General features: G+C 72.6%; 2 protein-coding genes. Both read left to right on the top strand.

Features of this window, described 5'->3' with window-relative positions; genetic code table 11:
* Positions 1 to 111: 111 nt before the first annotated feature.
* Entirely contained in the window at positions 112 to 1,131 is a 1,020-nt protein-coding gene (locus ACAM42_RS20965) for a DUF4880 domain-containing protein (RefSeq protein WP_369629249.1), read from the top strand.
* 140 nt (positions 1,132 to 1,271) lie between these two features.
* Positions 1,272 to 13,781, top strand: a complete 12,510-nt coding sequence (locus ACAM42_RS20960; RefSeq protein WP_369629248.1) for a filamentous haemagglutinin family protein — start codon at positions 1,272 to 1,274, stop codon at positions 13,779 to 13,781.
* Positions 13,782 to 13,793 lie beyond the last annotated feature (12 nt).

Genomic DNA, 13,793 nt, shown 5'->3' with positions numbered 1-13,793 from the left:
GCGTTGCAAATGCTCGCCATAGCCCTGGCTATGGCTGCGCTTTGCGCCTTGATGGGACGTGCCTGAACGGGCTGCTCGGCCACGGCGGATCCATTCACACCTTCTAAAGACATGATGGCCGCACCCACTCCAATCGACCGCGAACGCGCCGCGCTGGAAACGCAGGCGCACGACTGGCTCGTGCGCCTGACCTCCGGCCGCGGCACCACCGGCGACGCGCAGGATTTCCGCCGCTGGTGCGCCCGCAGCCCGCAGCACGCGCAGGCCATGGCCGAGGCGACGCGCCTGTGGGACCTGACCCGGCCCGCCGCCGAAGCGGTGGCACGGCGCATGCCCGCGACGGACACACCGCCGCGCGCGGCCACGGCCATCGCCATGTCGCGCCCGCCGATGTTCGGCCGCCGCCAGTTCCTCGGCGCCGCGCTCGCGGCCGGTGCCGCCGCCTTCGTGGTGGTGCGCCCGCCGGCCGGCCTGTGGCCCGCGCTGTCCGACATGACGGCCGACTACCGCACCGGCACCGGTGAGCAGCGCCGCGTGGTGCTGGCCGACGCGGCGGCGGTGGTCGAGATGAACACGCAGACCAGCCTCAACCTCGCGCGCGGCGCCGAGGGCGAGCCGCCCGTGCTCGACATGCTCGGCGGCGAGGCGCAGGTGCAGCTCGATGCGGCGCGCCGCGCGCCCTTCACCATGACGGTGGGCGGCGCGCGCCTCGTGGCCGCGTCGGCCAGCCGCTTCAATGTGCGCGCCACCGGTGGCGAGGTGTGCGTGACCTGCTTCGCGGGCTCGGTCGAGCTGCGCGACGGCGAGCGCGTCCTGGTGGCCGGGCAGGCGCAGCAGATCCGCTACGGCGGCCGGCGCGAGGCCGAGGTGGCGCGTGCGCCCGACCTCGCGGCGGTGGCCGCCTGGCGCGAGCGCGTGTTGGTGTTCGACGACACGCCGCTCGCGGCCGTGGTCGACGAGATCAACCGCTACCGCCCGGGCCGCCTCATCGTCACGCGCGCCGAACTCGGCCGCCGCAAGGTGCAGGCGCGGCTGCGGCTGGACGAGCTGCCGCATGTCGAGACGCTGATCGCCGTGAGCTACGGCGCGAAGCTCACGTCGCTGCCCGCCGGCATCGTGCTGCTCGGATAGCCGCGCTGTGTGACGCGGCTGTGAAAAAAGCGGCGCGTCGTCTTCGTTAGCAAATTCTCCCGAACTTTTGCAGCGCGCGTGTCGGTCGCATCCGGTGAGCCCGGTCTCTTCTCCAGAACGGTTTTTCTCTGGGGTATGACATGAGCAACAAGACATTCCGCCGCGCGCCGGTCGCGCACGCCGCCGCCCTCGCGCTGGCCATGGCGGGCCTGGCGGGCAATGCACAGGCGCAGCGCGCCTTCAGCGCCGCATGGATGGCGCAGAAGAACGTGGCGCAGGGCACCGCCGTGGTCACGGGCTACCTGCCCAACGGCACGCCGGCCTCGATGCTGACGAACCCGCTGGCGCAGCAGCAGAAAGCCAACGAGCAGCTGCGCCAGTCGCTCGGCAACCTGGGCCTCGCGGCGCAGGCGATTGCCGCGCAGCAGGCCGCGCAGGCCGCCGCACGCGCCGCCGCGCTGAACGAACCCTCGGTGCCCGACGGCCTGGCCGAGGGCGGCCTGAAGGTCGACACCAATTCGCTCAGTGCCGGCTGGCTCAACGCCCGCGCGCTCAACCGCGATTCGCAGAAGCAGGTCGACGGCCGCACCGTCGTCACCGTGGAGCAGACGGCAGACAAGGCCATCCTGAACTGGGAGACCTTCAACGTCGGGCGCAACACCACGGTCGATTTCAAGCAGCAGGCCGACTGGGCCGTGCTCAACCGCGTGAACGACCCGAAGGCGCGGCCGTCGCAGATCCAGGGCCAGATCAAGGCCGACGGCACGGTGCTCGTCGCCAACCGCAACGGCATCGTGTTCAGCGGCACCAGCCAGACCGACACGCGCAACCTCGTGGCCGCTGCCGCTCACATCGGCGACGACCAGTTCAAGGCGCGCGGCATCTACTCGAACGACACCGCGCCGAGCTTCACCACGCGCAAGGAAGACCAGGGCAAGGTCGAGGTGCAGGCCGGCGCACGGCTGACCACCAAGGAGCCCGGCTCCGTCACGCAGGGCGGCGGCTACGTGCTGCTGCTGGGCAAGGAGGTGGCCAATGCCGGCGAGATCGCCGCGCGCAAGGGCCAGGCACAACTCGCCGCGGGCGACAGCTTCGTGATCCGCAAGGGCTTGGGCACCGAGGCCAATGCCTTCTCGACCACGCGCGGCAACGAGATCGCGCCGCAGTTCGTGGCCGACAGCACGGCGGGCACGGTGCGCAACACCGGCCTCATCGTGGCGCGCGAAGGCGACATCACGCTGGCCGGCCGCGACGTGCGCCAGGACGGCGTGGCGCTGGCCACCTCCACCGTCGCCGTGCGTGGCACGGTGCACCTGCTGAACTCGGCCGCCGACACGCGCGGCAACGTGGCCGTCGGCAAGGGCGCGGTCACGGCCGTGCTGATCGAGGACGACGGCAAGGCCAGCGCGCTCGACAGCCAGCGCGACGCGCTCCTCAAGGAGTCGGCCGCGCAGGACGCCGCGCGCGCGCTCGTGCCGCCTGCGCTCTTCGACAACCTCTCGCGGCTGTCGGACCGGCGCGACCAGTCGCGCATCGAGATCGTCTCGGGCGGCGACATCCGCTTCGAGGGCGAGTCGCTCACGCTGGCCACCGGCGGGCAGATCGCGGCCAGCGCCGCGCGCCGCAGCTTCGTGGCCGACAAGGCGCGCCTCGATGTGTCGGGCGCCGTGGGCGTGAACGTGACGATGGAATCGAACAACGTCAAGGTCAGCGTGCAGGGCAACGAGACGCGCGACGCCCCGCGCAACCGCGAGAGCGGCAAGCTGTTCAACAGCGACGTGTGGATCGACCGGCGCAAGCTGGTGCGCGTGGCGCCCGGCGTGGGCGGCTATGAGGGCGAGCGCTGGTACGCGGCGGGCGGCCTGCTCGAGGTCGGCGGCTACCTGGGCAACCAGGGCCACGGCATCGGCGAATGGGCCGCGCAGGGCGGTACCGTGGTGCTGGGCGGCGCCGAGGTGCTCACGCAGGCGGGTTCGAACGTCAACCTGTCGGGCGGCTCGCTGAACGTGCAGACCGGCTTCCTGAACCAGACCTGGCTCAAGGGCAGCGACGGGCGCCTCTACAGCCTGGACAAGGCGCCGTCGGACATGCTCTTCGACGGCGTCTACAAGGGTTTCGAGGCCGAGCACGTGCGCTGGGGCAAGAAGAACACCGACTACTTCTACAACCCGCTGATCGCGCCGCAACGCTCGCTGGAGAACGGCTACACCGTCGGGCGCGACGCCGGCCGGCTGGTGGTGAGCGCGCCCACGGCGGTGCTCGAAGGCGACATCGTGGCCGAGGTGTTCAACGGCGCGCAGCAGACGCGCGCCCGCGACGCCGCGCTGGACGACGGCTACCGCCAGTCGCAGAGCGCGGTGGCGCGCGGCGGCGTGCTGGCGGTGGGGCGCTACGGCGCGCTGGGCCGCATCGACCTGTTCGACACCGACGTGCGCTTCGGCGACGTGGCACCGATCACGCAACAGATGGCCGCGGCCGACGCGCTGGCCGACGAGCGCATCGGCACGCTGTGGCTCGACGCGGCGCACCTGAATGCGCAGCGCCTGTCGGTGCTCGACATCGGCACGCGCGGCAGCATCAACGTCGAGAAGGCGCTCACGCTGGCCGACGGCGGGCGCATGGCCCTGCTCGGCGCGTTCATCGACATCGGCGCCGACGTCACGGTGCGCGGCGGCGCGCTGGAAGCCGGCAATGTCTTCACGTCGCCGGTGGCGGGCGCCCAGCCGCGCGTGCTGGCGAAGGACGCCGATTCGTCGCTCACCGTGCGCGACGGCGTCACGCTCGACCTGCGCGGGCGCCGCGTCGACATCGGCACGGCGCCTGAGGACTCGGCCACGCTCGCGGTCATCGACGGCGGCACGGTGCGCCTCGAATCGACGCACGGCGTGACGGTCGGGCAGGGCAGCCTGATCGACGTGTCGTCGGGCGCGGCGCTGCTGGCCAAGGGCAAGCAAAGGGGCGGCAAGGGCGGCAACGTGACGCTGGTGGCCGACTCGGCCGCGTCGCCCACCGATGCGAAGGGGCGCCTGTCGCTCGGCGGCGAGATCCGCGGCCATGGCGCGACCGGCGGCGGCACGCTGAAGATCGAAACGGGCCACGCGCTGCTCATCGGTCCCGACCCGGCGCTGTCGGACGCGACGCAGCTCGTGCTCGACGCGTCGCGCCTGCAGTCGGGCTTTTCCACCTACGACTTCAACGGCCACGCGGGCCTCACGGTCGCGCCGGGCGCGCAGCTCGACGTGGTCATGCCGGTCTACCGCATCGCCCCTGGGGCCGGTGCCGATCATGAAGCCGGCATCGCATTGCAACTGTGGACGCCGCCGCTGCTGCAGCAGGACACGGTGAACCGCGAGGTCGTGCAGCGCCAGGGCGCCGACCTCGTGCTGCGCGCGCAGCGCCGCATCACCGAAGGCGGCAACCTCGCCATCGGCGCGGGCGCGGTGGTGACGGTCGATCCGGGCCGCTCGATCCAGCTGCTCGGCGGCGGCCAGAGCAGCGTCGTGGTGGACGGCCGGCTCAACGCCTGGGGCGGGCGCATCGCCATCGGCATCGAGGCGCCGGCTTTCAATTCGCCGCTGAGCACCTCGCTGCAGCCGCACAACCGCTCGGTGTGGATCGGCGAAGGCGCGGTGCTCGACGTGGCGGCGCGCGCGCAGACCGGCATCGGCGACGACGGCCGCCGCTACGGCACGGTGCGCAACGGCGGCACCATCGCCATCGGCGGCGCGCTCGACTGGGAAGCCAAGGGCGCGGCCAACGCACCTGACCTCGCGATCGTCATCCGCCCCGGTGCGCTGCTCGATGCCTCGGGCAGCCACGCGCGCATCGACGTGCCGGCCGTGGGCGGCCTGTGGCGCGAACTCGACGTGGCCAGCGACGGTGGCAGCATCGTGCTCAAGTCGGCGCACAGCCTGTACCTGGACGGCACGCTGCGCGCCCACGCGGGCGGCGCGAATGCGGCGGGCGGCACGCTCGCGGTGGCGCTCGAAGCGCCGGTGTTCTCGAAGATCTACACCGTCGACGACGCCGTGCGGCAGGCGCGCGAGCTGGTGATCTCGCAGGCGCAGCAGCCCAGCGGATTGCCGGCCACCCTCAAGCCGGGCCATGCCGACGCGGCGCTGGCCTACGGCAAGGGGCGCCTGAGCGCGGACCAGGTGCGCGACGGCGGCTTCGGCAACCTGTCGCTGCTGGTCAATGGCCTGATGAGCTTCGACGGCCACGTCGACCTCACGACCGCGCAGAGCCTGCGCCTGTACGCCGGCAGCTTCGCGCTGGCCGACAGCGCGGCCACCGATTCGAGCGTGCGGCTCGCCTCGTCCTACCTGCGGCTGGCCGGCGTGACCGGCGCGCCGAAGCAGGACAACGAGGTGATCTACACCACCACCTGGCGCCACGGCGCATCGGCCCGCGCGAGCGAGGCCACCTTCACGGCCGAGGCCGACCTGATCGACATCCGCGACCGCGTGGGCTTCGGCGCGCACGGCGAGATCGCCATGAAGACCGGCCCCGCGCAGGTGGTGGACCGCCGCGGCTTCGACACCGTGCACATGACCAGCCGCGGCGACCTGCGCCTGCTGGGCGGCACGCCCACGCTCGGCCTGCTGGGCGCGACCACGACCGAGCTGGCGACGCTGGGCGACCTCACGCTCACCGCCGCGCAGATCTACCCCGCCACCGGCGCCAATGCGCAGATCCGCGCGGGCTACGACGAGGGCCGCGTGCTCGACATCCGCCGCCAGGTCGAGGGCGACGTGGCGATGCCGCAGTCGGCATTCGGCACCCTGGCGCTCGGGGGCGGCACGGTGCGCCAGGGCGGCATCGTGCGCGCGCCGCTGGGCAACCTCATCGTGGGACAGGACGGGCGCAGCACCTTCGAGGCGCGCGCCACCGTGGTCGACCTGCTGCCGGGCAGCATCACCTCGGTCAGCGGCGCCGGCTTGGTCATGCCCTACGGCGGCACGACCGACGGCATCGGCTACAGCGTGGCGGGCGCGCCCATCGACAAGCGCGCCATCGGCAGCAGCGGCATCCTGCTCACGGGCGACAGCGTGGTCGGGCACCAGGGCGCGCTGCTCGACCTGTCGGGTGGCGGCGAGCTCACGGGCGCGGGCTTCGTGAGCGGACGCGGCGGCTCGGTGGACGTGCTGCGCACGCCGCTGGCCAACGCCAATCCGGCCAACACCTTCAGCAAGGCGGGCAACGGCGTGTACGCCATCGTGCCGGGCTTCCAGGGCGGCTACGCGCCGGTGTCGCCGGACGCGGGCGCGGGCGAGCCGGCCATCGGCCGGCAGGTCACGCTCGATCACGACGTGGGCGGGCTCAAGGCCGGCACCTACACGCTGCTGCCTTCGACCTACGCGCTGCTGCCCGGTGCCTTCCGCGTGGAAGTGGGGGCGCAAAGCGCGCTGCCCGCGACGCCGCTGCCGGCCGGCTACGGCTCGTACGTGGCGAGCGGCTACCTCGGCGTGGCGAACACGGCGGTGAAGTCGTCGCTGGCCAGCCACCTGGTCGTCACGCCGGCGGCGCTGGTGAAGCAGCACGCCAGCTACAACGAGATGGGCTACGACGCCTTCGTGGTGGCCGACGCGGCACGCCGCGGCGGCGTGCGCGGCGAGATCGCGGCCGACGCCCGCAACCTGCTGCTGGACTACTTCTATTCCAAGCCGAAGGACGGCGTGTCGATGCTGCAGTTCGACGGCACGGCGCTGTTCAACCCGGCGGCCGGCAGCACGGGCTTCGGCGGCACGCTGTCGGCGAAGGGCATCGCCATCGAGGTGACGGCGCCGGGCGCGCAGCGCACGGCCGGGTTCACGGGCGCGTCGCTGCAGGCCGACCAGCTCAACGCCTTCGGCGCGCCACGGATGATCCTGGGCGGCCAGATCGATCTGCCGTATGCCGACAACTACGCAACCTTCAAGTCGAACACCGGCCATGTTGTCGTGCGCAGCGGCGCGACCTTGCGCGGCGCGGAAATCTTCCTCGTGGCCGGCGGCTACGGCGACGGCATCCAGGTGGAGCAGGGCGCGTCGCTGAACACGCTGGGCGCCGGTGCGCCGGCCTACGATTCCACCGACGGCGTGGTGTTCTCGGCGGGCCTGGGCGGGGTGCTGGGCCTGTCGAACGGCTGGATCAACCTGCTGCCGCCCGTCGCCGGGGGGATACCCGCCACGGTCCAGATCGGCGCGTGCCCCAGCGGCGCCTGCACCGGCCACACCACGCTGTACGGCGAGGGCACGCTGGCCGTGGCCACGAACCGCTCGTTCACGATGGCCGACAACGTGCGCTATGGCGCGAAGAGCCTGCTGCTGGCGGTGTCCTCGGTCAACCTGGGCAGCGACGCGGCGCTGCAGCAGGCGGCGGCCAACGGCCAGCTGCCGTCGGGCCTGTCGATGAACCAGGTCATCCTGGCGAACCTGCTGGCCGGCAACAAGGGCGAGGGCGTGCCCGCGGTCGAGACGCTGGTGCTGAACGCGCGCGAGTCGGTGAACATCTACGGCGCGGTGTCGCTGGACACGCTCGACCCCGCCACCGGCGTGTCGTCGATCGAACGGCTGGTGCTGGGCACGCCCGCCATCTACGGCTACGGCGGCGCGGGTGACACCGCGAAGATCACGACCGGCGAATTCATCTGGACCGGCCTCACGCCGCGCCCGCCCGGCAACGACGAGATCTTTCCCGGTGGGAACGCACCGGGCGGCGCCATCGGCAGCCTGCTGGGCCACGGCACGCTCGACGTGTCGGCCGCGCGCATCGTGCTGGGCCACGCGCCCAGCACGCAACCCGACGCGGGCTACTCGGCGGACCGGCTCGCGCTGGGCTTCGGCACGGTCAACCTGAACGCGAGCGAGCGCATCACCGCCAACGGCAAAGGCACGCTGGGCGTGTACCACCAGCAGGGCGCGTACGTGACGGGCAAGGGTTACGACCACACGGGCGGCCAGCTGAACCTGCGCACCCCGCTGCTCACCGGCGAGGCCGGCTCGAACAACCGCATCACGGCGGGCGGCGATATCGTGGTGAGCGCACCGGCAGGCGCGCAGCCCGCCGGTGACGCAGCGCTGGGCGCGCAACTGGCGCTCACCGGTCGCAACATCACCATCGACGGCACGGTGGGCCTGCCCTCGGGCAAGCTGCAGCTCACGGCCAGCGGCGACGTGACGCTGGGCGCCAATTCGCGCATCGACCTGGCGGGCCGCGCCGTGAAGTTCTTCGAGCAGACGCGCTACAGCCGCGGCGGCGACCTGGAGGTGACGAGCACGGCCGGCAACATTGTGCAGGCGGCGGGTTCGGTGATCGACCTGTCGGCCACGCACAACCGCGGCGGCACGCTGCAGGCGACGGCGCTGGGCGCCGGTGCGGGCCGCATCGACCTGGGCGGACGCATCCTCGGCACCGCGAGCGGCACGTACGACGCGGGCGGCACGGTGGTGCCCTACGACGCGGCCGAGATCAGCGTGCGCGGCCAGACCGTGGCCGACTTCGCGGGCCTGAACACGCGCCTGAACGAAGGCGGCGTGACGGGCGCGCGCCGCTTCCAGATCAAGCAGGGCGACCTCGCCATCGGCGACGAAGTGAAGGCGCGCGTGGTCGAGGTCACGCTCGATGGCGGCAGCCTCACGGTGAACGGCCGCATCGACGCCAGCGGCTTCCAGGTGGGCGCGATCCGCCTTGCGGCCAAGGGCGACCTCACGGTGAACGGCACGCTCGACGCGCACGCCACCGGCCTGCGCGTGGACAGCTACGGCAAGATCATCGACAGCCCGAACCGCGCCATCGTCGACCTCACGAGCACGCACGGCACGCTGACCGTGGGCGGCGGCGCGGCCGTCGACCTGCGCGCGGGCACGGCCGTGAGCGCGGCGCAGGGCAACGACGGCGCATCGCGCGGCACGCTCGCGCTGAACGCGCCGCGACGTGGCGACGACGACGTGGCGGTGAACGTCGGCGGCACGCCCGCGATCCAGGGCGCGAAGAGCATCGCGGTCAACGCCTTCCGCACCTACAGCGACGCACCGCTGGCGAGCGCGCCCGACGTCACGGGCCATGTGCCGCAGCTCATCACGCAGAAGTACCTCGACGAGATCGACGGCCACAGCAGCGCCTTCATCGACAAGGCGCTGGCCAACACCTCGCTGTCGGCGCGCCTGGCGGGCCTGGGCAGCTACCACCTGCGCCCCGGCGTGGAGATCGTCAGCAGCACCGGCGAGGGCGACCTCAGCGTGGTCGGCGACATCGACCTCTCGGGCTACCGCTACGGCCCCGGTGCGAACCGCAACGACCCGGCGCGCCGCGGCTTCGGCGAGCCTGGCGTGCTGGTGATCCGCGCGGGCGGCAACCTCAACGTGTACGGCAGCATCAACGACGGCTTCGCGCCGCCGCCGGCCACGCCCGACGACAAGGGCTGGTACCTCACCGAGCAGCGCACGAAGTTCGGCACGCCGTTCACGCCCGACGGCGGCGACATCGTCGTGCCGATCGACGGCGTGGTGCTCGACAAGGGCACCGTGTTCCCGAAGGACGCGCTGCTGAACTACGACGTGCCCGCCGAAGCCATGGCGCTGCCGGCCGGCACGGTGCTGCCCGTGACCGTGACGCTGGGCGCGGCCTACACGCTGCCCGCCGGCACGGTGCTGCGCGCCAACGTCTACAACGCCGACGGCAGCGTGCGCCTGAAGGCCGGCACGGTGCTGGGCGAGGCCGTGGTGCTGGACAGCGGCATGAAGCTGGGTGCGGGCACCGCGCTGCGCGCCGAGGCCAGCGTGCAGGCGATGGTGTGGCCCAAGGGCGTGCGCCTGCCGGTCGCGATGAAGGCCGACGGCACCATCGCGCTGGCGCGCGGCGCGGTGATTCCGTCGCTGACCGATGTGCAGCTGCCGAACGACGCGGCCGTGAACCTGCGGCCCGAAGTCGACGGCGTGCAGGGCCGCAACTGGGCCGTGGCGCCGATGCTGGGGCAGGGCACGACGAGCTGGAGCCTGCAGCTCACGGCTGGCGCCGACCTGGACTCGGCCGACCGCCGCGCGGTCGACCCGGCCAAGCACGGCGCGCTCATCCTGGCCGACAGCCACGCGATGTACAACGTCAAGCTCACGCCGGGCGGCAGCGGCTTCCTGTGGGGGCCGAACGGGCCCATGTGGGGCCACGACGAGGGAACGCCGATGGACCCGCTGGATTTCGAGGCGGGCTACTGCGACTGGGGTGGTGAGGGCACCTGCGTGGTCGACCCGGCGCGCCTTTCCTACTTCTGGGGCCCCAACGGCGACGACTGGGACCCGAGCTTCGTCGAAGGCACGCCGGTGCTGCCCGAATACGTCACGATCTGCGAGTGGGGGCCGGGCATCTGCACGACGGTCATCAACCCCGTCAAGGACGTCACCAAGTACACGCCGCTGTCGCCGATGTTCAGCGTGCTGCGCACCGGCACCGGCGACCTGGGCCTGGCGGCGGCCGGCAACTTCGTCATGGAGTCGCCGTTCGGCGTCTACACGGCCGGCACGCGCTCGGCGCCGCTGCTCGACGCCAACGGCCTCGACCCCTTCAACCTCGCACGCGGCAAGGCCGTCGGCGGCTCGGTGATCGGCCCGCAGACGGCGGACTACAGCGGCGCGCTCGCGGCCTACCAGGCGTGGTACCCCGAGCAGGGCGGCAACCTCGACATCACGGTGGGCGGCAACGTCGTCGGCGACGTCTGGGGCCACTTCTCGGGCGAGCGCGGACAGGCGCCGAGCGCCGCGGTGGGCAACTGGCTGTGGCGCCAGGGCTCGGGCACGGCCCTGGCCGGCAGCGACCGCATCGCGACGTCGTGGTGGATCAACTTCGGCACCTACGCGTTGCCGGCCAGTGCGCAGTTCAGCACCGACAGCAGCCCCGAGCCCTTCCTGGTGGGCTTCACCGGCATGGGCACGCTGGGCGGCGGCAACCTCACGCTGCGCGCGGGCGGCGACGCGGGCCTCACCACGCGGCTGGGCAACGGCCAGGTCTGGCAGCGCAGCGAGGCCATCGTGGCGGCGGTCGGCAGCACGGGCCGCGTCGACGCGAACGGGCAACTGACGCTCACCGGCGGCGGCGACCTGCAGCTGCGCATCGGCGGCGTCGTCAACCCCAACCTGGCCGCGGCGCAGTACGGCAGCTCTGGCACCAATACGCAGTACCAGGACCTCAACGGCGCCCTGGTCAACCTGCGCGGCGCGGCCACCGTGTCGGCCTCCGCCATCGGCGGCGTCGAGGTGCGCTACCGCAAGTACGCGTTCTCGCTGCCGGGCCAGGAGGGTGATGTGAAGGACACGCGCCCCATCGACCCCTTCACCCCGACCATCGGCGTCGGCAATGCCGGCATCGTGCTCGTGCCGGGCGATTCGGCGATGTACCTGGACACGCCGGGCGACCTGGTGCTCACCAGCGTGGCCGACGCGGGCCGCGCGCGGGTGCCGAACAGCTCGGCATTCAAGCTGGACGGCACCGAGTACGGCATCGGCCAGGGCTGGTTCACGCTGTGGACCGACCGCACCGCGATCAACCTGTTCAGCGCGGGCGGCAACCTCACGCCCGGCACCGACCTGGCGAACCGGGAGGCCGCCGGCCGGTACCTGGGCAGCATCAACATGAGCGACAACGTCACGGTCTACCCGTCGATCCTGCGCGCGACGGCGGCCTCGGGCAGCCTGTACTTCGGCTTCTCGGCCACGCCCGCCACGCAGGCGCCCGGCCGTGCGCTGGTGCTGGCGCCCTCGCCGTTGGGCGCGCTCGAGTTCCTGGCGGGCAACTCGCTGTTCGGCGGCGGCTATCCGGTGGGGATGTCGGGCGCGGTCACGCCGCTGCCCACGCCCTGGGCGCCCGCCTTCGTGGGCTACAACTCGCGCCAGCAGCCGGTGGTCTACAACACCAGCCCGGAGGGCTCGATGGTCGGATCGCCCGGCGTGCCGAACTACGGGGTGGTCGACAACCACCCTCTGTTCGCCTTCGGACCGGACACGCTGGGCGCCCGCGCGCTGCACGCAGCCGATGCGCCGCCCTCGCTGTTCTACGCCGTGCGCGGCGACATCCTGGGCCTGGCCAGTGGCACGGCACGCAAGGTGCAGGCCAGCGGCGAACCCGCGCCCGAGACCTGGTACCGCTCGGCCGCGCCGGCACGCATCCGCGCCGGGCGCGACATCGTCGGCACCGAGGCGCTGATCGTGAACAACGACCCGCGCGACGTGTCGCTGGTGCAGGCCGGGCGCGACATCCTGTACGCGAACCTGCAGGTGGCGGGCCCCGGCACGCTGGAGGTGTCGGCCGGCCGCCACATCACGCAGGACGACCGCGCCAGCGTGGTGAGTCGCGGCGCGCTGGCCGAGGGCGACACGCGCCCCGGCGCGAGCATCGCGATGATGGCCGGCATGGGCCCGATGGGCGTGGGCGGGCCGGACTTCTCGGCCATCGCCGATCGCTACCTCGACCCCGCGAAGCGCGCCGAGTCGGGCCCCGGCCAGTCGCTGGCCAGCCAGCCGGGCCGCGTGGTGAAGACCTACGACGCCGAACTGGCCGCATGGCTGAAGGAGCGCTACGGCTTCGTGGCCACCAGCGCCGACGTGAAGGACCCGGGCAGCGCGCTCGCGTACTTCAAGGCGCTGGCGCCCGAGCAGCAACGCGTGTTCCTGCGCGGCGTGTACTTCGCCGAGCTGCGTGCCGGGGGCCGCGAGTACAACGACGTGGACGGTCCGCGCTACGGCAGCTACCTGCGCGGGCGCGGCATGATCGCGACGCTGTTCCCCGACCTCGACGCGGCGGGCCAGGAGATCGTGCGCACCGGCGACATCATCCTGTACGGCCCCTCGGGCGTGCACACCGACTTCGGCGGCGACATCCAGATGCTCGCGCCGGGCGGGCAGATCGTGGTGGGCGTGCAGGGCGCGGTGCCGCCGGGCAGCGCGGGCGTCATCACGCAGGGCATGGGCCACATCCAGCTGTTCAGCGAAGGCAGCCTGCTGCTGGGCCTGTCGCGCGTGATGACCACCTTCGGCGGCGACGTCCTGGCCTGGTCGGAGCAGGGCGACATCAACGCCGGCCGCGGTTCCAAGACCACGCTGGTCTACACGCCGCCCAAGCGCGTGTACGACAACATCGGCAACGTGAAGCTGTCGTCGCAGGTGCCCAGCTCGGGCGCCGGCCTGGCCACGCTGGCGCCCATCGCCGAAGTGCCTGCGGGCGACATGGACCTGATCGCGCCGCTGGGCACCATCGACGCGGGCGAGGCGGGCATCCGCGTGTCGGGCAACGTCAACCTCGCGGCCCTGCAGGTGGTGAACGCGGCCAACATCCAGGTCAAGGGCGAGTCGGCCGGCCTGCCGGTGGTGGCTTCGGTGAACGTAGGCGCGCTCACCAACGCCAGCGCGGCGGCCTCGCAGGCCGTGGGCGCGGCGCAGGAGGCGATGCAGCGCGAACGCGCGGCGGCGCGCCAGGCGCTGCCGTCGGTGTTCTCGGTGCGCGTGCTGGGCTTCGGCAACGAGGCCGCCGACGGCGCCGCCGCGCCGGCCGACGCGGGCCGCGCCACGGCGCGCCCGGTCGGCTACGACGTGCACAGCCCGGTGCAGGTGCTGGGGCGCGGGCCGCTGGGCGATGCGCAGAAGACGAAGCTCACGGCGCAGGAGCGGCGTCTGCTGGGGCAGTGAGAGGGAAGGGCG

The sequence above is a fragment of the Variovorax sp. V35 genome, from assembly GCF_041154465.1.
GTDB classification, from domain to species: Bacteria; Pseudomonadota; Gammaproteobacteria; order Burkholderiales; family Burkholderiaceae_C; genus Variovorax; species Variovorax boronicumulans.
The sequence above is the reverse complement of the archived record's forward strand: the minus strand, read 5'-3'. Positions and strand labels throughout refer to the sequence as shown.

Bases quoted from the DNA above. Each gene is read 5' to 3' on its own strand.
- ACAM42_RS20965 (WP_369629249.1), top strand. From the start codon at position 112: ATGATGGCCGCACCCACTCCAATCGACCGCGAACGCGCCGCGCTGGAA.
- ACAM42_RS20960 (WP_369629248.1), top strand. From the start codon at position 1,272: ATGAGCAACAAGACATTCCGCCGCGCGCCGGTCGCGCACGCCGCCGCC.